The 20864-nt window shown below is 71.8% G+C and carries 20 protein-coding genes; 12 read left to right on the top strand and 8 right to left on the bottom strand.

All coding sequences use genetic code 11. The annotated features are described in order from the left end of the window. Positions 1–216: 216 nt before the first annotated feature. A complete protein-coding gene (locus tag ACZ68P_RS24680; RefSeq protein WP_471009751.1) occupies positions 217–621 on the bottom strand; it encodes a MerR family transcriptional regulator in 405 nt (134 codons plus the stop codon). A 265-nt stretch (positions 622–886) separates the two neighbouring features. Further along, on the bottom strand, positions 887–1534 hold the full coding sequence (locus ACZ68P_RS24675) for a hypothetical protein (protein ID WP_471009671.1): 648 nt from the start codon (positions 1532–1534) through the stop codon (positions 887–889). 257 nt (positions 1535–1791) lie between these two features. Between ACZ68P_RS24675 and hemL the strand changes: the two genes are divergently transcribed. From hemL to ACZ68P_RS24635, 8 genes are all read left to right on the top strand, one after another. Beyond that, positions 1792–3099 (top strand): glutamate-1-semialdehyde 2,1-aminomutase, encoded by a 1308-nt coding sequence (hemL, locus tag ACZ68P_RS24670; protein ID WP_471009669.1) that lies wholly within the window; start codon positions 1792–1794, stop codon positions 3097–3099. Further along, a complete protein-coding gene (locus tag ACZ68P_RS24665) occupies positions 3096–3782 on the top strand; it encodes a histidine phosphatase family protein (protein ID WP_365717524.1) in 687 nt (228 codons plus the stop codon). Before hemL ends, ACZ68P_RS24665 begins: the two co-directional genes overlap by 4 nt. 245 nt (positions 3783–4027) lie before the next feature. After that, on the top strand, positions 4028–5275 hold the full coding sequence (locus ACZ68P_RS24660; protein ID WP_471009665.1) for a polysaccharide deacetylase family protein: 1248 nt from the start codon (positions 4028–4030) through the stop codon (positions 5273–5275). A gap of 108 nt (positions 5276–5383) precedes the next feature. After that, positions 5384–5989 carry a TlpA family protein disulfide reductase gene (locus ACZ68P_RS24655; RefSeq protein ID WP_471009664.1) on the top strand — a complete coding sequence of 202 codons (606 nt, stop codon included), beginning with the start codon at positions 5384–5386 and terminating at the stop codon, positions 5987–5989. A 4-nt stretch (positions 5990–5993) separates the two neighbouring features. Next, entirely contained in the window at positions 5994–6731 is a 738-nt protein-coding gene (locus ACZ68P_RS24650) for a cytochrome c biogenesis CcdA family protein (RefSeq protein ID WP_365717530.1), read from the top strand. Positions 6732–6739: 8 nt separating this feature from the next. After that, positions 6740–8437, top strand: coding sequence for a cytochrome c biogenesis protein ResB (resB, locus tag ACZ68P_RS24645; protein ID WP_471009662.1), 1698 nt, complete (start codon positions 6740–6742; stop codon positions 8435–8437). Further along, a complete protein-coding gene (ccsB, locus tag ACZ68P_RS24640; protein ID WP_471009660.1) occupies positions 8434–9516 on the top strand; it encodes a c-type cytochrome biogenesis protein CcsB in 1083 nt (360 codons plus the stop codon). The genes resB and ccsB overlap by 4 nt, the downstream gene beginning before the upstream one ends. Before the next feature lie 37 nt (positions 9517–9553). Continuing rightward, positions 9554–10084 (top strand): SRPBCC domain-containing protein, encoded by a 531-nt coding sequence (locus ACZ68P_RS24635; protein ID WP_471009659.1) that lies wholly within the window; start codon positions 9554–9556, stop codon positions 10082–10084. Positions 10085–10151: 67 nt separating this feature from the next. Here the strand turns inward: ACZ68P_RS24635 and ACZ68P_RS24630 are convergent, their stop codons facing one another. The 3 genes from ACZ68P_RS24630 to ACZ68P_RS24620 form a co-directional block, all read right to left on the bottom strand. After that, on the bottom strand, positions 10152–11690 hold the full coding sequence (locus ACZ68P_RS24630) for a type 1 periplasmic-binding domain-containing protein (protein ID WP_471009657.1): 1539 nt from the start codon (positions 11688–11690) through the stop codon (positions 10152–10154). Between the two features lie 5 nt (positions 11691–11695). Next, positions 11696–13759: a hypothetical protein gene (locus tag ACZ68P_RS24625; RefSeq protein ID WP_471009655.1), complete on the bottom strand. Its 2064-nt coding sequence runs from the start codon at positions 13757–13759 to the stop codon at positions 11696–11698. A gap of 163 nt (positions 13760–13922) precedes the next feature. Then, on the bottom strand, positions 13923–14564 hold the full coding sequence (locus ACZ68P_RS24620; RefSeq protein ID WP_471009653.1) for a flavodoxin family protein: 642 nt from the start codon (positions 14562–14564) through the stop codon (positions 13923–13925). A gap of 224 nt (positions 14565–14788) precedes the next feature. Here ACZ68P_RS24620 and ACZ68P_RS24615 point away from each other — a divergent pair, with 224 nt between their 5' ends. Next, a complete protein-coding gene (locus ACZ68P_RS24615; protein WP_471009650.1) occupies positions 14789–15724 on the top strand; it encodes a DMT family transporter in 936 nt (311 codons plus the stop codon). Here the strand turns inward: ACZ68P_RS24615 and ACZ68P_RS24610 are convergent. Both ACZ68P_RS24610 and ACZ68P_RS24605 read right to left on the bottom strand, forming a co-directional pair. Beyond that, complete coding sequence (locus ACZ68P_RS24610; RefSeq protein WP_471009648.1) at positions 15621–16511, bottom strand: LysR family transcriptional regulator; 891 nt, start codon at positions 16509–16511, stop codon at positions 15621–15623. The two genes, ACZ68P_RS24615 and ACZ68P_RS24610, sit on opposite strands and share 104 nt — an antisense overlap. 1 nt (position 16512) lies before the next feature. Continuing rightward, positions 16513–16902 carry a PLD nuclease N-terminal domain-containing protein gene (locus ACZ68P_RS24605; RefSeq protein WP_471009646.1) on the bottom strand — a complete coding sequence of 130 codons (390 nt, stop codon included), beginning with the start codon at positions 16900–16902 and terminating at the stop codon, positions 16513–16515. An 89-nt stretch (positions 16903–16991) separates the two neighbouring features. On the opposite strand from ACZ68P_RS24605, the gene ACZ68P_RS24600 reads away from it, so the two are divergent. Next, positions 16992–18449, top strand: a complete 1458-nt coding sequence (locus tag ACZ68P_RS24600) for a menaquinone biosynthesis decarboxylase (RefSeq protein WP_471009645.1) — start codon at positions 16992–16994, stop codon at positions 18447–18449. Beyond that, a complete protein-coding gene (mqnP, locus tag ACZ68P_RS24595; protein WP_471009644.1) occupies positions 18446–19348 on the top strand; it encodes a menaquinone biosynthesis prenyltransferase MqnP in 903 nt (300 codons plus the stop codon). The genes ACZ68P_RS24600 and mqnP overlap by 4 nt, the downstream gene beginning before the upstream one ends. A 79-nt stretch (positions 19349–19427) precedes the next feature. Here the strand turns inward: mqnP and ACZ68P_RS24590 are convergent, their stop codons facing one another. Next, positions 19428–20033, bottom strand: a complete 606-nt coding sequence (locus ACZ68P_RS24590) for a rhomboid family intramembrane serine protease (RefSeq protein ID WP_471009642.1) — start codon at positions 20031–20033, stop codon at positions 19428–19430. A 92-nt stretch (positions 20034–20125) separates the two neighbouring features. Here ACZ68P_RS24590 and ACZ68P_RS24585 point away from each other — a divergent pair, with 92 nt between their 5' ends. Further along, complete coding sequence (locus ACZ68P_RS24585; RefSeq protein ID WP_471009641.1) at positions 20126–20812, top strand: UbiX family flavin prenyltransferase; 687 nt, start codon at positions 20126–20128, stop codon at positions 20810–20812. Positions 20813–20864 lie beyond the last annotated feature (52 nt).

Here is a 20864-nt window from a genome sequence, read left to right as displayed (position 1 = left end):
ATGCCTGCGGTTCGCCCCCGGTCAGCCTTGGCCGGACCCGTCCGCGTCGCGGGAGCCCCCCGGTCCGCCTTGGCCGGACCGTCCCCGCCGAGGGCATCCCCGCCGCGCTGGTGCGGCCCCGTCGCGGGAAAGACCGCCACGCGACCGGCCGGCCCTCGGCCGTGCCCGCCGAAGCAACCACGCCCCGCCGGCCCCGGCCCCCTCGCCGCGCCCCGCTCACGCCGGCGTGGTCGTCCCGAGGCAGGCGCGCAGGGAGCCGGCGAACTCCTCCACGCGGGCGAGCTGCTCGCGCAGTTCGGCGACCCGTGCGGTGGCAGCCTGTTCGTACCCGCGAACCCGTGCGGCCAGCGCGGACCGCTCCTCGGGGGAGAGTTCCGCGTCCGTGCCGGGGTGGTCCACGGCGAGCCGGTCCATGGCCTCCAACAGCTCGCGGGTCTCCTCCAGGGTGAAGCCGAGGGGCTTCATCCGGCGGATCACCAGGAGCCGGTCCACGTCGGCGTCCGTGTAGAGCGGGAAACCTCCCGGCGAGGAGGCCGAGGGGACCACCAGGCCACTGTCCTCGTACTGGCGGATGGCCCGCAGGGACAGTTCCGTCCGCGCCGCGACCTCCCCGATCTGCATGGGTCCGTCCGCCACGCGCACTCCGCGTACACCGCTCACGTCGTCGTCCTTCCTCGCGCGGGCGCGCCACCGGACACGACCGCGCGCACCGCATACCGCTTTGTCCACACTTCAGCACTTATGGGAGGGGAAAGTGTGACGAAACGCCTGGGCATACGGGCCGCTGACACGGGTGCCCAGCCCGGGGGTGCGGATCGCGGTTGCGGATCGCGGACACAGCCCGCTGCGACGGACCCGGGTCACGGGCCGTCGGTCCGGCGGGCGGTCAGGGCCAGACCAGGCAGTACGGCTGGTGGCCGGCCTCGTGGAGCCGTACGGAGAAGTCCTGCCACTCGTGCAGCAGCTGGTAGACGTTGAAGGCGTCCCGCGGGCCGCCGCGGTCGGGGACCGTGGACCAGATGAAGGCCGCCGCGCCGACCGATTCCTCGCCGATGCCGCGCAGCGGGTCGACCACGGTCATGGGCAGCTTCACCACGGCGTAGTCGGGGTGCAGGACGACCAGTTCCAGCGGGGGCACCTTGTGCAGGGGCATGCCCTGGATGCCGGTGAGGACCATCGCGGCTATGGTCTCCGGCTTGATCTTGGTGAACATGCCGCCCATGCCCAGCTCGTCGCCGCCCAGCTCCTCCGGGCGCATCGAGATCGGGACGCGGGCCGCCGTGGCGCCGTCGGGTGCGCCGAAGTACTTGTACGTCACCCCCAACCGGCCACTCCCGCTCCCTGACATCGGTCCTGTGGGACTCGTCGGTCCCATCGATCCCATCGGCCCTGTCGGCCCCTTCGGTCCCGGCGATCCGGCCGGTCCCGTGGACTCCGTCGGTTCCTCCGTACGCCGTCGCCGGTGCCTCCCCCGACGGGCAGGCTCAGGACCCAGGTCGTCCGTCCCCTCGCCCAGTCCGCCACCGCGATGCATATCTCCACCCGACTGCTTTTTTAGGCAGCACGACCCCCGCCGCGCAACCCGATCATCGTGTCAGTGACCTCCCCCACGCTCTCGCGGTGAAACACCCGTCCGCAAGAACGTCCGACGCTCTGACACCATGGATTCCGTGAGCCATCCCTATGACGCCCCAGTTTTGCAGACCCGGAGGAGCGACGCCTCGGCGTAACGCAACGGGAGCCCACGCCTTCCCTCCGTACTCGCAGCCGTACTCGCAGGTCAGGACCACAGTGCCGTATTCATACGAAGCCCCAGTCTCACAGACGCTTTTCGACCGCGCCTCCCTCGTGACGCCAGGCGGCGTGAACTCACCGGTGCGCGCCTTCCGGGCGGTGGGCGGAACGCCCCGGTTCATGGTGTCCGGTGCGGGTCCGTACCTCACCGACGCGGACGGTCGTGAGTACGTCGACCTCGTGTGCTCGTGGGGGCCGATGATCCTCGGCCATTCCCACCCCGAGGTGATCGCCGCGGTGCAGGCCGCCGTCGCCCGCGGCACCTCCTTCGGTACGCCGGGTGAGGGCGAGGTCGCCCTCGCCGAGGAGATCGTCGCCCGCGTCGAGCCGGTCGAGCAGGTCCGGCTGGTCTCCTCCGGTACCGAGGCGACCATGTCGGCGATCCGCCTCGCCCGCGGCTTCACCGGCCGCGCGAAGGTCGTGAAGTTCGCCGGCTGCTACCACGGCCACGTCGACGCGCTGCTCGCCGCCGCGGGCTCCGGTGTGGCCACCTTCGGCCTGCCCGACACGCCCGGCGTGACGGGGGCGCAGGCCGGGGACACGGTCGTCCTGCCGTACAACGACCTGGAGGCGGTGCGGGCCGCGTTCGCCGCGCACCCGGGCGAGATCGCCTGTGTGATCACCGAGGCGTCGCCCGGCAACATGGGCGTCGTCCCGCCGGCCGAGGGGTTCAACGCCGGACTGAAGCAGCTGTGCGCCGACAACGGTGCCCTGTACATCTCCGACGAGGTCATGACGGGCTTCCGCACCTCGCGGGCCGGCTGGTACGGCGTCGACGGCGTCGCGCCCGACCTGATGACCTTCGGCAAGGTCATGGGCGGCGGTTTCCCGGCCGCCGCCTTCGGCGGCCGCGCCGACGTCATGGGTCACCTCGCCCCGGCCGGCCCGGTCTACCAGGCGGGCACGCTCTCCGGGAACCCGGTCGCGACCGCGGCCGGCCTGGCGCAGCTGCGGCTGCTGGACGACGCCGCCTACGCCACGGTCGACGCCGTCTCCCGGGAGATCCAGGGCCTCGTCACCGGCGCGCTCACCAAGGAGGGCGTCGCGCACCGGCTGCAGACCGCCTCCAACATGTTCTCCGTCTTCTTCACGGCCGCCGAGGTCCGGAACTACGACGACGCGAAGAAGCAGGAGGCGTTCCGCTTCAACGCCTTCTTCCACTCGATGCTGGCCGACGGGGTCTATCTGCCGCCGTCCGCCTTCGAGTCCTGGTTCGTGTCCACGGCCCACGACGAGCGCGCGGTCGAGCGGATCGCCGCCGCCCTGCCCGCCGCCGCCCGCGCCGCAGCGGAGGCAACGGCATGACCGGCTCCGCCAGTGACATCACCGTCGTGCACCTGGTGCGGCACGGCGAGGTCCACAACCCCGACGGCATCCTCTACGGCCGCCGCGCGGGCTACCACCTGTCCGAGCTGGGCCGGCGGATGGCCGACCGGGTCGCCGACCACCTCGCCGAGCGGGACGTCACGTACGTCGTCGCCTCGCCGCTGGAGCGCGCCCAGGAGACGGCGCAGCCGGTGGCCAAGAGTCACGGTCTGGATCTGGCCACCGACGAGCGGCTGCTCGAGGCGGGCAACGTCTTCGAGGGCAAGACCTTCGGGGTCGGCGACGGCGCGCTGCGCAAGCCCGGCAACTGGAAGCACCTGACCAACCCGTTCAAGCCGTCCTGGGGCGAGCCGTACGTCGAGCAGGTCGTCCGGATGATGGGCGCGCTGGACGCGGCGAAGGACGCGGCCCGCGGCCACGAGGCGGTCTGCGTCAGCCACCAGCTGCCGATCTGGATCGTGCGCAGCTTCGTGGAGAAGCGCCGCCTGTGGCACGACCCGCGGCGCCGGCAGTGCACGCTGGCCTCGCTGACCTCGTTCACGTACCAGGGCGACCGGATCGTGTCGGTCGGGTACAGCGAGCCGGCCCGGGATCTCGTACCGCCGCACCTGCTCGCGGGCGCGAAGCCGGTGAAGGGGAAGTCGAAGGCCTTCGGCGCGTAGCCCTTCGGCGCGTAGCGCTTTCCCCGCGCCCCTTCCGCGCGCCCCTTCACACGACCCGTCCGGGCGGAACGTTCGGACAGGAGTCCAGCGGGTACACCCCTCAGGGCGACCGGATGACACACCGTCATCCGGTCGCCCTGAATTTTTTGTGCGATTTCCCGGAACCTCCGCCTTCCTCCCGGCATCTCACTCATTGTCGGTTTGGATGACCTTCGGGTCATACGTAAGCGCGAATGGGGTACGACATGCGCGGGATCACTCGAAGGGGACTTCTGGGGGCGGGCGTTGGTGCCGCCGCGGCGATCGGGGTAGCCGGATGTAACACCGGTAATCAGGACAAAAAGGGTCGTTCCGGAGCGGGTAAGGGCGGTGACGCCTCGGGCGGGAGCTCGCCCGCCCCGACCCCGGACGACGTCAAGCTCCTCGGTGACGGTTCCACCGCCGACACCGGCAAGCAGCCGCACCAGCCCGACGCCCCCGTCCCCCTCGAGCCAGGCCAGACCCCGCCGCAGTTCGTGGTCTTCTCCTGGGACGGCGCGGGCGAGGTCGGCAACGGACTCTTCCCGCGCTTCCTCGAGCTCGCGAAGAACCACGACGCGGCGATGACCTTCTTCCTCTCCGGGATCTACCTCCTGCCCGAGTCGAAGAAGCACCTCTACCGCCCCCCGAACAACCGCGTCGGCGCCTCCGACATCGGCTACCTCACCGACGACCACATCAAGGACACGCTGGGGCACGTCCGCCAGGCGTGGCTCGACGGACACGAGATAGGCACGCACTTCAACGGCCACTTCTGCGGCGGCTCCGGCTCCGTCGGCAACTGGACCCCCGGGCAGTGGCAGAACGAGATCGACCAGGCGGTGAAGTTCGTCACCGAGTGGAAGACGAACAGCGGCTGGACCGACCTCGACCCGCTGCCCTTCGACTACACGAAGGAGCTCGTCGGCGGCCGCACCCCCTGCCTCCTGGGCCAGGACAACCTCCTGCCCACGGCCAAGCGCCTCGGCTGGCGCTACGACGCCAGCTCGCCCGGCGGCCGCCAGACGTGGCCGGCCAAGCGCCAGGGCATCTGGGACCTCCCCCTCCAGGCCGTGCCCTTCCCGGGCCACTCCTTCGAGGTCCTCTCCATGGACTACAACATGCTGGCCAACCAGTCGAAGAACACCACCAAGGGCATGCCCTCGCGCTACCCCGGCTGGCGCAAGCAGGCCGCCGGGGCCTACCTCGCCGGCTTCCGGCGCGCGCACGAGTCCAACCGGGCGCCGTTCTTCATCGGCAACCACTTCGAGCAGTGGAACGGCGGCATCTACATGGACGCCGTCGAAGAGGCGCTCAAGGGCATGGCGGGCGAGAAGGACGTCCGGCTGGTGTCCTTCCGGCAGTTCACGGACTGGCTGGACATCCAGGACCCCAGGATCCTCGCCAAGCTCCGTACGCTCGAGGTCGGCCAGGCGCCGGCCGGGGGCTGGAAGACCTTCCTCAGGCCCGCCTGACGGCCGCCGGCGACCACCGGACAGCCCTTAGGCGACCTTGACAAGGGTCTTAACGGGCACGTAGGGGGGTGCCCAAGATCTCCCAAACGTCCATGCGAAACTTTTCACATGAGCCTTGACCGTGCCCCACGACGCACCCTGCTCGCCGTCGGAACGCTGTCGGCCGCCCTCGCTCTGTCGGCCTGCGGCTCGGACTCCAACGGCAAGTCCGGTGGCGGCGGTGACACCAACTTCGTGACCAACACGGGCGGTATCTCCACCGTCGCCAAGGGCGAACGCACGGCCCCCCGCACGATCGCCGGCGAGACGATCGAGGGCGAGCGGCTCGACGTCGCCGACTTCAAGGGCAAGGTCGTCGTCCTCAACGTCTGGGGCTCGTGGTGCTCCCCCTGCCGCGCCGAGGCGTCCCACTTCACCAAGGTCGCCAACGACCTCAAGCCCAAGGGCGTCGAGTTCGTCGGCCTGAACACCCGCGACTTCAACAAGCAGCAGGCGATCGCCTTCGAGGAGGACTACGAGGTTCCCTATCCGAGCCTCTACGACCCCTCCGGGAAGCTGATCCTCAACGGCTTCCCCAAGGGCACCCTGAACCCGCAGGCCATCCCGTCCACCGTCGTGCTGGACAAGGACGGGAAGATCGCCGCCCGCTCGCTGATGGCACTCGACGAGAAGAAGCTGCGCTCGATGATCGAGCCGCTTCTCGCGGAGAAGTGATCCGGTGAACGAGACGGTCTTCAGCGGAGCCCTGCTGCTGGCTCTGCCCATCGCCGTGCTCGGCGGTCTGGTCTCCTTCTTCTCCCCGTGCGTCCTGCCGCTCGTCCCCGGCTACCTGTCGTACGTGACCGGCGTCACCGGCACCGACCTGGCCGAGGCCAGGCGCGGCAGGATGGCCGTCGGAGCCTCCCTCTTCGTCCTCGGCTTCTCCGCCGTCTTCGTCTCCGGCGGCGCCCTCTTCGGCTACTTCGGATGGACCCTCCAGGAGCACCGGGACGTGCTCGGCAAGGTCCTCGGCGTCCTCATGATCGTCATGGGCCTCTTCTTCATGGGCCTCATGCCGTGGGCCACCCAGCGGGAGTTCCGCATCCACCGGAAGCCCGCCGCCGGTCTGGTCGGCGCGCCGTTGCTCGGCGCGCTCTTCGGCATCGGCTGGGCGCCGTGCATCGGCCCGACGCTGGCCGCGGTCAACGCGCTCGCCACCGAGCAGGCCAGCGCCGGCCGCGGGGCGCTGCTGACCTTCGCGTACTGCGTCGGCCTGGGACTGCCCTTCATCCTCGCCGCGATCGCCTTCCGCAAGGCGCTCGGCGCGTTCGGGTGGGTCAAGAAGCACTACGCGTGGGTCATGAGGATCGGCGGCGGCATGATGATCCTGACCGGGCTGCTCATGCTCACAGGCGTGTGGGACAGCATGGTGTCCACGATGCAGGGCTGGTCCAACGGCTTCACGGTGGGGATCTGAGAGTTCCGATGAGCAAGACCGAAACCGAAACACACGATCTCGGCGAGGCCGGAGCGCAGCTCTCCACCGCCCCGAGGGAGGAGACCGCCGTCGGCGGTCCCACCCTCGGCGTCGTCGGCTGGATCCGCTGGTTCTGGCGGCAGCTGACGTCCATGCGGGTCGCGCTGATCCTGCTCTTCCTGCTCTCCCTCGGCGCCGTCCCCGGGTCCCTCATCCCGCAGACCAGCGCGGACGAGCTGAAGGTGCAGACCTTCAAGGACGCCCACCCGACCCTCACGCCGCTCTACGAGAAGCTGCAGTTCTTCGACGTCTACAGCTCGGTGTGGTTCTCCGCGATCTACATCCTGCTGTTCGTCTCCCTGATCGGCTGCATCGTGCCCCGCACCTGGCAGTTCGTCGGCCAGCTGCGCGGCCGCCCGCCGCGCGCCCCCAAGCGCCTCGACCGGCTTCCCGCGTACACGACGTGGCGGACCGAGGCCGCGCCCGAGCAGGTCCGCGAGGCCGCCCTCGGGCTGCTGAAGGGCCGGCGGTTCCGCGCCGACTCCGCCGGTGACGCCGTCGCCGCCGAGAAGGGGTACCTGCGCGAGACCGGCAACCTCCTCTTCCACATCGCGCTCATCGTGATGCTCGTCGCCTTCGCCTGGGGCCAGCTGTTCAAGTCCGAGGGCGGCAAGCTCATCGTCGAGGGCGACGGCTTCTCCAACACGCTCACGCAGTACGACGACTTCAAGTCCGGCTCCCTCTACAGCACCGACGACCTGGCGCCCTTCAGCTTCCAGCTGGACCGCTTCACCGGTACGTACGAGAAGAGCGGCCCCCAGCGCGGCACCCCGCGCACCTTCGAGGCGGCCGTCACCTACTCCGAGGCCGGCGGCGCGGACAGGAAGGCGGTCATCCGGGTCAACGAACCGCTGCGGGTCGGCGGCTCGAAGGTCTACCTGATCTCCCACGGGTACGCGCCCGTCGTCACCGTCAAGGACGGCCGGGGCAAGGTCGTCTTCCACGGCGCCGTCCCGCTGCTGCCGTTCGACAACAACATCACCTCCACCGGAGCGATCAAGGTGATGGACGGCTACCGCGACAAGAACGGCAAGAAGGAGCAGCTGGGCTTCCAGGCCTTCTTCGTGCCGACCTTCGCCGGCGCCGGCAAGGGCGACATGTTCTCGCAGTTCCCCGCGCTCGACTTCCCGGTCATGGCGCTCACCGGCTTCCACGGCGACCTGCGCGTGGACTCCGGACTGCCGCAGAACGTGTACCAGCTGGACAAGTCCAAGATGACCCAGTTCAAGGACCCGCACGGCAACAAGCTCGCCCAGCGCATGCTGCCCGGCGAGACCATGACGCTGCCCGGCGGCGCCGGCTCGATCACCTTCGAGAAGGAGATCAAGGAGTGGGCGAGCTTCCAGGTCTCCCAGCAGCCCGGCAACGGTCTCGCCCTCGCGGGCGCGATCGCCGCGATCGCCGGACTGTCCGGCTCGCTGTTCATCCAGCGACGCCGGATCTGGGTCCGGGCGGTACGGGGGAAGGACGGCGTCACCGTCGTCGAGATGGCGGGCCTCGGCCGGAGCGAGTCCGCGAAGCTCCCCGAGGAACTGGCCGGCCTCGCGGCCGCCCTCCACGCCCAGGTGCCGACCGCGCCCGAACCCGCAGAAGAACCCGCCGACGTACCAGCCGACGTACCTGCCGAAGGGGCCGAGACCAAGTGATGCTCGCCGCCGAGACCAACGAAAGCCTGGCGCAGATGAGCAACACGCTCATCTACTCCTCGATGGCCGTCTACACCCTGGCCTTCCTGGCCCACATCGCCGAGTGGGTGCTCGGCAGCCGCAGCAAGGTGGGCCGCACGGCCGCCGCGCTGACGTCGGCCACCGCCACGGCCGCCGCTCCCGCCGTGACCGTGCGGGGCGCGGCCGGCTCCACCGCCGTCCTCGACAAGCCGAAGGTCGTCACCCGCTCCGCCTCCGGCGCCCGTGACGTGCCCGACGGCCCCGGCGCCGCGGGAGGCACGGTCAAGGGCGACCTCTACGGCCGGATCGCCGTCTCGCTCACCGTCCTCGCGTTCCTCGTCGAGGCCGCGGGCGTGGTCTCCCGCGCCCTCGCCGTGCAGCGCGCCCCCTGGGGCAACATGTACGAGTTCTCCACCACCTTCTCCACCGTGGCGGTCGGCGCGTACCTCGGCTTCCTCGTCGCGAAGAAGAACGTCCGCTGGCTCGGTCTGCCGCTGGTGACGACGGTCCTGCTCGACCTGGGCCTGGCCACCACATGGCTCTACACCGACAGCGACCAGCTCGTCCCGGCGCTAGACTCCTACTGGCTGTGGATCCACGTCTCCACCGCGATCTTCTGCGGCGCCGTCTTCTACCTCGGCGCGGTCGCCACCCTGCTCTACCTCTTCCGCGACTCCTACGAGAACAAGCTCGCGACCGGCGGCAACCCGGGCGCCTTCGCCCGGTCCGTCATGGAGCGGCTGCCGTCGGCGGCCTCCCTGGACAAGTTCTCCTACCGGGTCAACGCGGCGATCTTCCCGCTGTGGACCTTCACGATCATCGCGGGCGCGATCTGGGCCGGCGACGCGTGGGGCCGCTACTGGGGCTGGGACGCCAAGGAGGTCTGGTCCTTCATTACCTGGGTCGGCTACGCCGCGTACCTCCACGCGCGGGCGACGGCGGGCTGGAAGGGCCGCAAGGCCGCGTACGTCGCGCTGATCGCGTTCGGCTGCTTCCTCTTCAACTACTACGGCGTCAACATCTTCGTGAGCAGCAAGCACTCCTACGCGGGCGTCTGAGCTGGCACCGTGACGGCCCCGGGGCCACGCTGAAGGTATGAGCGAGATACCCCGGGGCAGGTGCGAGACCCACGACGGCGACGCGCGGCTCCTGCGCTTCGTGGTGGAGCTGCCGCACCCGCCGGCGCGGGTGTGGGCGGCCGTCGCCACACCGGAGGGCCTGCCGCGGTGGTTCTGCGCGGCGGACGTGCTGGAGCCGAGGCTGGGCGGCCGGGTGACCCTGCGCCCGCTGACCGGGGACCCGGTGCTCGCGGGACGGGTGACCGCGTGGGACCCGGAGTACGTGGCCGAGTACACGGTCGATCCGCCGCACACCCGGATCCGGTTCCACCTGGAGCCGGGCGGGACGGGCGGCGGGTCGACCGTGCTGCGTCTCACCCTCGGGACCCGGGCGACGCCGGAGGCCGCGCTCGACCTGCTGGCCCGCTGGCACGACCACGTCGAGCGGCTGGCGTCGGCGCTCGGCGGCACCCCGGCGGACTGGCCGGGATGGACGCCGGAGCGCCGACGGCACCTGCGCGAGCTGTACGCGAGGGACGAGGCTCCCTGGCCCGTGTGGGTCCCCTAGGGTGTGTCCGGAAAGTCCCCCTGGGGCGCGACGCCCTGCCGCACGCTCGCCCGCCCTGGCCCCGGGGCTACCCCCTGCGGGGCGGGAGGCAGTCGCCCGTCGGCGGGCGGCCCTCGGGCCAGGCGATCTGCACGAACCTCTGGGTGCCGTCCGGGGCCAGTTCCACGATCGGGATCGCCTTGTTGAAGGGGTTGCCGAAGTTGTCCAGGCAGATCCAGCCGCTCGCGCCGTCGACCCGGAGCGATCCCTTCACCTGCGGCCACTGGGTGACCACGTCCGCGAGCTCGGGGTACTGCCTGCCCTGCGGGGTCGCCTGCCGGATCGCGTGGACCGCCGTGGCCATCGCGTCGTACGACACGATCGCCTGGCCGTCGGCGAGCGGCACCGGCTTCGTGGAGACCTGGGCGATGTCGGCGAGGAACGTCTCGTACGCCGCCGTCGAGCCGCCCGTCCCGGGCACCGGCCGACCCGCCGCCGGCTTCCAGGCGTCGGGATGGGCCAGCGCGGCGTAGCGCACGGTCAGCCTCGCCTTCAGCGCGGCCTTGTTCAGCCGGACGTCGGCGCCCAGGTAGGAGCCCTCGTCGCCGGTCAGGACGGTGAAGGAGCGCTCCGCGCAGCCCCGGGAGCCCAGTGCGTTGATGAACTGCCGCAGCTGGGTGTGGCGGCCCGCGAAGAAGACCGTCTCCGCCCTGGTGTCGCAGATCAGATGGGTGATCTGGCGGAAGGTGTTGGCCGTCGTGCCCTCCTCCGTCGGGTCGGCGGGGGAGGTGAACAGCTGCGGCTCGTAGGGCGCGCCCTTGAGCGAGGCCGTGAACGCCGCCTTCAGCGTGTCCGTGTAGTGGTCGCCGGTCCGGGTGTCCTGGACGAGCAGCGCCTTCGCCGCCTCCACCCGGCCGAAGTGGGCGAGCGCCTTCGCCTCGTCGCCGTTGGTGGGGGAGACCCTGGCCAGGCCGGGGTAGCGGTTGTTGCCCGGCCCCGGCCCGTTGGCGATGTCGTCGGCGGTGATGGTGGTGCCGACGACGGCGATCCCGGCGGCGGTCAGGGCGGCCACCGCGAGGCGTACCTCGGTGGAGCTGGTGGCGACGCCGGAGACCGCGCGCAGCCGGTCGGGGGCGGCCGTCATCGTCTTGAGCCGCTCGACGGTGGTGCTCCAGTGGGCGTTGCCCTTGCCGGTGTTGGCCAGCACGAGCCGGATCTTCGGGGTCTCGCTGTTGGACGCGTGGTTGGCGCGGTACTGCCGGGCGAAGGCGCCCAGCACCTCGTGCCGGACCTTCACCCGCATCCCGGCGTCGGTGGAGGTGAGCGGCAGGAGCAGCGCGACCGTCGCGTACTCGCCCTCCTTCAGCGTGGCGTTCTCCCGGCTGACCGCCTTCGCGACGTCCGTCAGGGACGGGACGCCGAAGTCGTAGCCGGAGCCGTTGACACCGATGCACTCCGAAGTGCCCGGGGGCCGTTCGACGCCCGGGGCGCAGGAACGGTCCTCCGGGGTCGTGGCACGGTTCACGGCGTACCCGACCAGGGTGCCGAGGACCGCCAGGGCCACCAGGGTCGTGAGGACCTTCTGGCGGGTCGTGTAGAAGACGCGGTAGCGCAGCCGGTTGGCCATGGTCCTCAGCCTCCGTTCTCCCCGCCCGGCGGGAGCGACAGCGCCCGCCAGGCCCGGATGTCTCGCGGCCAGTGGGTGGCCGCGTCCCACAGCGGTCTGTTGCCCGTCCGGTGGCGCCCGGAGAGCTGGCGCAGCTCGTGCGCCAGCTTGTCGGTCACCTCGTCGTCGGGCAGGGCGAGCGGGTCGGTCAGCAGCCAGGCGGCGTGCAGCAACCTCCGGACGCACAGGTGGAGTTCGGTCCGGTCGTCGTCGAGCCCCGCGGGCAGCCGCTCGGCCGGCTCCTGGCCGAGCGCGATCGCGCGGCGCGGATCCGGCCCGGCGCGGTGCTGCTCGCGCGGGTACGGCGCCGAGCTGATGAACCGCAGGCGGTCCAGCCAGCCCACGACGTCCGCCTCGGGGAAGGTGGAGCGCAGATGGGTCACGGCCTCCTCGGTGCGGCCCAGCGCCAGCTCCTGGTGCAGCCGGTACGGGCCGGGCTCGGGGCCGTAGTGCCGGTGCAGGGTCTCGTGGACCGCCCGCCACGCGGCGTACGCGGGGTGGTCGGCGTCGTGGAAGCGCAGCCGGTGCAGCAGCAGCGCGCGCAGCAGCGGGTCGGCGACGAACCGCTCGCCGCTCTCCGGCCAGTCCTCGGCGCGCAGCTGGTCCCGGACGCGCAGCGCCATGTCCCCGTCGAGGGACTCGCCGCGCAGCCGGGTCCGGGCGAGCAGCCGCGCCGACTCCTCGTCGTGGGCGGCGGCGAGGACCGCGAACGGGCCGGGGGCGCGGCCCGGCAGCAGCTCGGCGAGGAGGGTGGGCGCGACCGGCACCGGAGGGGTGTCCTCGCGCAGCTCCACGGTGAGGTCGAGCAGCGCGCCCGGGGTGAGCCGGGGCTTCAGCCGGGCCGGCGCCTCGCCCGCCGCCCGCCCGAGCAGGACCACGCCGAGGGGGCGTCCTCCGGTGAGCCGGTGGACGCCCCGGGCCAGTTCGGCGGGGGTCCGGCCGGCGGGGTCGAAGTGGTCGAAGGCGCTCTGCGTCTGGGCGGCGCTCAGCGGGGTCAGCTCGACGGCGAGGATGCCCGAGGTGACGTCCGTGCCGCGCGGGCAGGGCGCCCGGTGGGCGGTCTCGGGGAGCCGGACGCGGGTCGCGTGCCGGACCCCCTCGTGGTCGCGGACGCGGGAGGCCGCGATGACCACCACGTGGTCCCGCCGGCCGTCGGCGCGGGCCCGCAGGAGGGGTTCGACCAGGCGGCGGCCGAGCGGCTCGTGGGCGTTGTCGAGGAGGACGACGGGCCGGCCCCGGCGGGTGCCGAGCCGGGTGAGCCCGGTGTAGGCCCGGCACAGGTCCTCGACCAGGGCCCCGACGAGGAAGTCCTCGGCCTCGCGGCGGCGCCGGCCGCCCTGCTCGAAGTCGACGGCCAGCTGCTGGAGCCCGGCCTTGCCCCGGCCGCCGGCGTTGCGGTAGCTGCCGTACCAGCTCTCCGACTTCTGCTGGAGGCGGCCGAACACCTCCTCCAGGACGGTCTCGACGGTCGCCTCGGCGAGGAGCCCGGCCATCGGCGCGGTGGCCTCGGCGAAGTTGGCGGCGAGCTTGGCGAGGACCTTGCTCACCCAGGTCGTCGCGGCGCCCTTGGCCGCGTCGACGGTCGCCAGGACCGGACCCAGCCGCTGAAGGTCACGCCGGGCCCGCTCGTCGTCCTCCTGGGACCAGCTGATGGAGGTGACGGCGACCAGCCCGAGCGAGAGGCGCGGGAACTGCACGGGCTTGGCCGCGTGCACCCTCGGCGCCAGCTGGACGGCGAGCTCGGCGAGGGCCCCGGTGAGCGGGTTCCAGCCGGGGCCGTGGTCGGCGGGGCGGTCGATGTGCCCGCAGTCGAGGAGGGCGAGCGGAGTCGCCCCCTTGTAGGCGTTGCGCACCTGCTTGAGCAGGGCGGTCTTGCCCATGCCCCGGCCGCCGGTGAAGACCGTGACCGGAGGGTCGTCCCCGTGCTCGTACGCCACCCGCTCGAAGGTCTCCGGTGCCAGCCCGATCAACCGGGCCGCGAGCCCGGCCGGGTGCAGGACCGCTTCCCTGCCGTACAGATCTCTGTCCACCGCGCCCCCGCATCCCCACCGGACGTGCCCCGTCACATCCCAAGTCCAGGGTATCGACAGGTTGTTGGCAAGGCGTCAGGCTTTTCGACACTGTTGTGCGGGTGTTGTCGTCCTGTGGCGAAGGTGTCGCACCGGGCCGGGCGGGCCGGGGCCGTGCCCGCGGTCAGACGCCGGCCGGCTCCTGCTCGTAGGGGAACAGGGCGAGCGGGGTCTCGCCCCGGAAGAATGTACGGGCGCGGAGCAGGGCGTCCTCGTCGCTCCGTACCTGTCCCGGCCGGGAGCCGTTCCCGGTCAGCACCCCGCCGAACCGCATCCGCATGTACGCCGCCGTGTGGTGCAGCGTGCCCACCATCGGGTCCGCGACCACCTCCTCGCGCTGTGCCATGACCGTGATCCCCCACAGGGTCCGGCCCGCCATCCGCGCCTTGAAGTCCGAGCCCGGCGCGGTCAGCCAGCCCGACCAGTAGTCCAGGTAGCGCTTGGTGTGCGCGGAGACGGTGTACCAGTACAGCGGCGAGGCGATCACGATGTCGGTGGCCTCCAGGGTGGCCCGGCGCAGCGCCTCCTCGTTCTCCCCGGCCGTCCAGTCGTCGCTCTCGTGGCGGCCGTCCTGGAAGTCGGGCAGCGGCAGCCGGGCCAGGTCCACCCAGTGCCGGGGCACGCCGGCGGGCAGTGCGGCGGCGGCGGCGCGGGCGAGGATCTCGGTGTTGCCACCGGGGCGGGCGCTGCCGAGGACGAAGAGGAACGAGCGGCCGTCGGCCGTCGTATCGGTGGCGGGGGCAGGGGGCGTCGTGTCGGTGGTCATGTCCGCTCCGGTCTCGGCCCCCGGCTCGCCCGGCCGCCGTGCTGTCGGGCGCCGGCCGCCGCCGGGGGGTGGGTGCCACGCTTCCAACCTCCCCGCGCGCGGGGGTATTCCGTCGGCTCGCGCCGGTCGCCGGGACCGCCCATCGGACCTGCCGATGGCCCCATCGGCAGGACGCCCCACCGGCTCGTGGACCGGCCCCCGCCCCGGTCCCTAGCGTCGTGGCCATGAGAACCGATACCAGGGGAACCCTCGAACTCACCCTCGCCATGGTGCTCTCCGGCACCCTCGGCATCTTCGTCGTCGAGTCCGGGGCGTCGCCCTTCGACGTGGTGTTCTTCCGGTGCCTCTTCGGGGCGCTCGCCCTCGGCGCGTACAGCCTGGCCCGCGGCTACCTCACCGGGCACGGCCTCACCCTCCGGAAGCTCGGACTCGCCGCCCTCGGCGGGGTGTTCATCGTCTTCAACTGGGTGTTCCTCTTCGAGGCGTACGAGGCCACGTCGATCTCCTTCGCCACCGTCGTCTACCACACGCAGCCGTTCTTCCTGGTGCTCCTCGGGGCGGTGCTGTTCCGCGAGCGGATCACGGCCGCCAGGCTCGGCTGGCTCGCCGTCGCCTTCGCCGGGCTGGTCCTCGTCTCGGGAATCCGGCCCGGGGACACGGCCTCCCTCAAGGGGCTCGGGTTCGCCCTCGCCGCCGCGGTGCTCTACGCGCTGTCGACGATCGTCACCAAGCGGATCACGGGGGTACGGCCCCACGTGATCGCCCTCGTCCAGGTCCTGGCCGGCATCCCGCTGCTGCTGCCGTTCGCCGGCTTCGGCGCGGCCTCCCGGCTCGGCGGCGGCTGGGGCTGGCTGGTCGGCCTCGGGCTCGTCCACACCGGCCTGATGTACGTCCTGATGTACGCGGCCTACCAGAAGCTGGCCACCGCCAAGATCGCCGTGCTCGCCTTCGTCTACCCGGCGGTCGCGATGGTCGCCGACTGGGCCGTGTACGGCCACCACATCGGCCTCGTCCAGGCGCTCGGCGTCCCGCTCATCGTCCTCGCCGGACTGAAGGTCACCCTGGGGGGAGCTGCTCGCGGACGAGCCGCCGGGCCTGCTCCACGAACAGCCGCACATGCGCCGGAAGCCGCTTCCCCCGTCGCCACGCGATCTGCGTGAACAACGTGAACGGCGGCTCCCAGTCCAGCGCCACCAGCGCCCCGGACGCCAGCTCCGCGGAGACGGCGACCCGGGGCAGCAGGGCGATCCCCAGGCCCGCCGCGACCCCCCGCTTGGTGGCCTCGATCGTGCCGAACTCCATGAACGGCGGAGCCCACTCGGCCAGCTCCTCCTCGAAGAGGTCGCGGTAGGGGCAGCCGGGCTCCGTGCCCACCAGCCGCGCCGCCGCCAGACCGGCACTGGTCAGCCCCGCCCGGCCGGCGAGCGGATCACCCGGAGCGGCGACGAGGACCAGCGGCTCGGCCGCGAGGACCTCGCTCTCCAGACCGGCGTGCTCGGTCCCGGGCTCCATGAGGAAACCGATGTCGTACGTCCCCTGGCGCAGCGCCCGCCGGGTCTCGTCGCCGAGGGTGGGGCGCAGGGTCAGCCGGACCCGGGGGTAGCGGTGGTGGAACAGCTCCAGGAGCGGCGGCAGGCGGTAGGAGGTCAGCGACTCCATGGTGCCGACGGCGATCGCCCCGGCGGGTTCCTCCGGCGCGACGGCCGCGACCCGCGCCTCCTCGGCCAGTTCCAGGATCCGGCGCGCGTACGGCAGCAGCCGCTCTCCGGCCTCGGTGAGGCGGATGCGGCTGCCGAGACGCTCGAACAGCTCCACCCCGAGCGAGCTCTCCAGGGAGCGGATCTGACCCGTCACGCTGGACTGGGCGTACGTCAGCTCGGCGGCGGCGCGGGTGAAGGAGAGGACGGTGGCCACCTTCTCGAAGGTGGCCAGGAGCCGGAGCTCCATGTCAGGGCTTCTCCCCGTCGTCGCCCTGCTCGCGCTTGCGCAGCTCCTCCTCGCGGCGGCGCAGGTCCGCCTCCCAGTCCTTGAGGACGGCCTCGTCCTTCTCGTTCTCCTCGCGCAGGGAGGCCAGGAACTCGGGGTTGTCGTCGGGGGCCACCCACTCCTGGCGGTGGTTGCGGTGCCACTCCGAGGGCGTGCGGCCTCCGGCGGGAGCGCGGCGCATCTTGCCCGCGGCGAACCAGACGATCGGCCCGACGATCCAGAAGAGGAGGATGATGATGACCCAGACGACCTTCGGCAGGTGCTTGGCCTCGTCCTCGGGGGTGTTGAGGCAGTCGATGAAGGCATAGATCGTCAGCGCCAGCGGCAGGATGTACATCAGCGCCCTGAGCATGTGGGACGGCCCCCTGGAAGCAATGGCGGGGCCCGTTTCGACGGCCCCGGTGACGAGCCCAGCCTAGCCGGTGGCGGATACTGACCCCTATGGCTTACGACGATCTCCGCTCGCTGCTCAGGGCCCTGGAACGCGAAGGCGACCTCAAGCGCATCAAGGCCGAAGTCGACCCGTACCTGGAGGTCGGGGAGATCGTCGACCGGGTGAACAAGGCGGGAGGCCCGGCGCTCCTCTTCGAGAACGTCAAGGGCTCCGCCATGCCGCTGGCGATGAACGTCTTCGGGACGGACCGCCGGCTCCTCAAGGCGCTCGGCCTGAAGTCGTACGGCGAGATCAGCGAGAAGATCGGCGGCCTGCTCAAGCCGGAGCTGCCGCACGGTTTCGTCGGGGTCCGGGAGGCCTTCGGCAAGCTCGGCTCGATGGTCCACGTGCCGCCGAAGAAGGTGAAGTCCGACAACGCGCCCGTGCAGGAGGTCGTCCTCACCGGCGACGACGTCGACCTGGACATGCTGCCGGCCCTCTTCACCTGGCCGAAGGACGGCGGGTCGTTCTTCAACCTCGGCCTGACGCACACCAAGCACCCGGAGACCGGGGTGCGCAACCTCGGGCTCTACCGCCTCCAGCGCCACGACAAGCGCACCATCGGCATGCACTGGCAGATCCACAAGGACAGCCGCAACCACTACGCGGTGGCGGCGGAGCGCGGCGAGCGGCTGCCGGTGGCCATCGCCTTCGGCTGCCCGCCGGCCGTGACGTACGCCTCGACGGCGCCGCTGCCCGGCGACATCGACGAGTACCTCTTCGCCGGTTTCGTGCAGGGCAAGCGGATCGAGATGGTCGACTGCAAGACGGTGCCGCTGCAGGTCCCGGCGAACGCCGAGGTCGTGGTCGAGGGCTGGCTGGAGCCGGGCGAGATGCTGCCGGAGGGACCCTTCGGCGACCACACCGGCTTCTACACGCCGCAGGAGCCGTTCCCGGCGCTGCGGATCGACTGCGTGACCATGCGCAGGCGCCCGCTGCTCCAGTCGATCGTGGTGGGCCGGCCGCCGACGGAGGACGGGCCGCTGGGCCGGGCGACGGAGCGCTTCTTCCTCCCCCTGCTCAAGATCATCGTCCCGGACATCGTGGACTACCACCTGCCCGAGTCGGGCGGCTTCCACAACTGCGCGATCGTCTCGATCGACAAGAAGTACCCGAAGCACGCGCAGAAGGTGATGCACGCCATCTGGGGCGCGCACATGATGTCGCTGACCAAGCTGATCATCGTCGTGGACAAGGACTGCGACGTCCACGACCTGCACGAGGTGTCCTGGCGGGCCCTCGGGAACACCGACTACGCCCGTGACCTGACGGTCGTCGAAGGCCCGGTGGACCATCTGGACCACGCCTCCTACCAGCAGTTCTGGGGCGGCAAGGCCGGCATCGACGCGACGCGCAAGCTCCCCGAGGAGGGCTACACCCGCGACGGCGGCTGGCCGGACATGGTGGAGTCGGACCCGGCGACGGCCGCCCTGGTGGACCGCCGGTGGAAGGAGTACGGCCTGTGACCGGCACCGCCGCCGCCGTCCCCGCGCCCGGACGCACCAAGGCGTTCCTCCGCCTGGTGATGATCGAGCACTCCGTCTTCGCGCTGCCGTTCGCCTACATCGCCTCCTTCACCGCGATGTTCCGGCTGGACCGGAGCGTCCACTGGCTCACGCTGCTCCTCGTCACCGTCTGCATGGTGGGGCTGCGGACCTTCGCGATGGCCTGCAACCGGATCATCGACCGGGAGATCGACGCCCGGAACCCCCGCACGGCGGGCCGTGAACTGGTCACGGGCGCCGTGTCCGTGCGGTCGGCGTGGACCGGGGCCGGGGTCGCGGTCGTCGTCTTCCTCGGTGCGGCGGCGCTGCTGAACCCGCTGTGCCTGGCCCTCGCCCCCCTCGCGGTGGTGCCGATGGTGATCTATCCGTACGGGAAGCGGTTCACGAACTTCCCGCACGCGATCCTGGGCCTCGCGCAGGCCATCGGGCCGATCGGGGCCTGGATCGCGGTGACCGGCGAATGGTCCTGGGACGCGGTGATCCTCGGGCTCGCGGTCGGCGTCTGGATCGGCGGGTTCGACCTGATCTTCGCCTGCCAGGACGTCCAGGCCGACCGCGCCCACGGCGTGAAGTCGGTCCCCGCCCGTTTCGGCATCCCGGCGGCGCTGTGGGGCGCGCGGGCCTCGGCCGTCGTGACGACGGGGCTGCTGGTCTGGTACGCCCTGGCGACCGGGGCGGGCCTCTTCTTCTGGGTGGGCCTGGTGATCGTGGTGGCGGCGTTTTGCTACGAGCACACGATCGTCAAGCCGCACGACCTGTCCCGCCTGAACCGGGCCTTCTTCACCACGAACGGCTTCATCGGGATCTCGCTGTTCGTGTGCGCGCTGCTCGACCTGATGGTGCGCGGCCTGACGGTGTAGCGCCCGGGGCGAGGGAGCCGGGAGCCGGGGCTCCTTGGGCCGGGCCTCCGTGCGGCCGGTGGCCCCTGGCCCGATGGGCTCAGGGGGTGAGCGCCGGGCTCCGGTGGGCCGGCCGGAAGAGGAAGGCCGCGCCCACGCCGGTCACCAGGCCGACGAGGTGGGCCTGCCAGCTGACGGCGCTGTCACTGGGCAGGGCGCCGAGGAGCATGGTGCCGCCCCAGATCGCGGCGATGGTGACGCCCACGGCGATGCCGAGGATCCGGCGCTCCACGAAGCCCCGGACCACCAGAAAGCCGAAGAGGCCGAAGACGAGGCCCGAGGCGCCCGCCGTGATCGAGTCCGTCGGGGAGAGCAGCCAGACGCCCAGGCCGTCGGCGACGATGATCAGGGCGCAGACGGCGAGGAAGCGGCGGATGCCACCGAGGGCGGCGAAGAAGCCGAAGACCAGCAGCGGCACGCTGTTGGAGGCCACGTGGTCGAAGCCGAAGTGCAGGAACGGGGCGGTGATGATCCCGCCGAGCCCGTCCGGGTCGCGCGCGACGATGCCGTACGCGTCGAGGGCGTGGCCGGCGGCGTGGTCGACGGCTTCGAGCAGCCAGAGGGCGCCCACCCAGACGAGCATCATCTTGGCGGCGGCCTTGCCCCGGTCTGCGCCGGTCCAGCCACGGGTGTGCGGGTCGGTCATCGCAGCCCCCCTGCGGTCGTGCGCTTCCCCCGGGAAACGTCCGGGACACCTTACTCAGTTCCGTCAGGAGCGGGCCGGATAGGCTCGTGGGTGTGGAGCCGGTAGAGGAACAGCAGCGTCGTCCCTGGGTGGTGGGGGTGTCCGGGGCGTCGGGGACCCCGTACGCCGCCGCCGTGCTGCGGGGACTGCTCGCAGCGCGAGAGAGCGTCGACCTGGTCGTGTCGCGGGCGTCGCGGCTGACGCTGCTCGACGAGACCGGGATCGCCTTCCGGGACGCGCACTGGCGCGAGGACCTGGCGACCTGGCTGGCCAGGGGAGCCGACGGCAAGCCGGACACCTTCGCCGAGGACGTGCGCGACCTGGGCGACGTGCGGTACTGGGCGGCCGGGGACCTGGCCGCCGGCCCGTCGTCGGGGTCGTACCCGGCGAAGGGCATGCTGATCGTCCCGGCGTCGACCGCCTCCGTGGCGGGGGTGGCGCTGGGCCTCTCCAAGGACCTGCTGCAGCGGGTGGCGAGCGTGACGCTCAAGGAACGCCGGCCGCTGGTCGTCGCCGTGCGGGAGACCCCGCTGAGCGGGCAGACGCTCAAGGCCCTGGTCGCGCTGGACGAGGCGGGCGCCGTGGTGCTGCCCGCGTCCCCGGCGTTCTACGCGGGGGCGACGCACATCCAGGACCTGGTGGACTTCGTCGCCGGGCGCGTCCTTGACGCGGCCGGCGTGCCGCACCACCTGTACCGCCGCTGGGACGGCGAGCTCGGAGGGGCCTCCCGGCCCGACTAGGCGCGTCGGCGCCGCGACCCTCGCCGCGCTCTCCGCCCTCCCTCCGACCTCT

The sequence above is a fragment of the Streptomyces sp. NPDC036822 genome (assembly GCF_055609145.1).
Note: the sequence above shows the minus strand (reverse complement) of the source record. Positions and strands in the feature narration are given on the sequence as shown.

What these genes read in the sequence shown, in the direction of transcription:
- ACZ68P_RS24630 (WP_471009657.1), bottom strand. Translation starts at nt 11,690, where the DNA reads ATGGCCAACCGGCTGCGCTACCGCGTCTTCTACACGACCCGCCAGAAG.
- ACZ68P_RS24660 (WP_471009665.1), top strand. Translation starts at nt 4,028, where the DNA reads ATGCGCGGGATCACTCGAAGGGGACTTCTGGGGGCGGGCGTTGGTGCC.
- resB (WP_471009662.1), top strand. Translation starts at nt 6,740, where the DNA reads ATGAGCAAGACCGAAACCGAAACACACGATCTCGGCGAGGCCGGAGCG.
- ACZ68P_RS24605 (WP_471009646.1), bottom strand. Translation starts at nt 16,902, where the DNA reads ATGCTCAGGGCGCTGATGTACATCCTGCCGCTGGCGCTGACGATCTAT.
- ACZ68P_RS24615 (WP_471009650.1), top strand. Translation starts at nt 14,789, where the DNA reads ATGAGAACCGATACCAGGGGAACCCTCGAACTCACCCTCGCCATGGTG.
- ACZ68P_RS24675 (WP_471009671.1), bottom strand. Translation starts at nt 1,534, where the DNA reads ATGCATCGCGGTGGCGGACTGGGCGAGGGGACGGACGACCTGGGTCCT.
- ACZ68P_RS24635 (WP_471009659.1), top strand. Translation starts at nt 9,554, where the DNA reads ATGAGCGAGATACCCCGGGGCAGGTGCGAGACCCACGACGGCGACGCG.
- ACZ68P_RS24620 (WP_471009653.1), bottom strand. Translation starts at nt 14,564, where the DNA reads ATGACCACCGACACGACGCCCCCTGCCCCCGCCACCGATACGACGGCC.
- ACZ68P_RS24590 (WP_471009642.1), bottom strand. Translation starts at nt 20,033, where the DNA reads ATGACCGACCCGCACACCCGTGGCTGGACCGGCGCAGACCGGGGCAAG.
- ACZ68P_RS24600 (WP_471009645.1), top strand. Translation starts at nt 16,992, where the DNA reads ATGGCTTACGACGATCTCCGCTCGCTGCTCAGGGCCCTGGAACGCGAA.
- ACZ68P_RS24665 (WP_365717524.1), top strand. Translation starts at nt 3,096, where the DNA reads ATGACCGGCTCCGCCAGTGACATCACCGTCGTGCACCTGGTGCGGCAC.
- ACZ68P_RS24610 (WP_471009648.1), bottom strand. Translation starts at nt 16,511, where the DNA reads ATGGAGCTCCGGCTCCTGGCCACCTTCGAGAAGGTGGCCACCGTCCTC.
- ACZ68P_RS24655 (WP_471009664.1), top strand. Translation starts at nt 5,384, where the DNA reads ATGAGCCTTGACCGTGCCCCACGACGCACCCTGCTCGCCGTCGGAACG.
- ACZ68P_RS24680 (WP_471009751.1), bottom strand. Translation starts at nt 621, where the DNA reads ATGCAGATCGGGGAGGTCGCGGCGCGGACGGAACTGTCCCTGCGGGCC.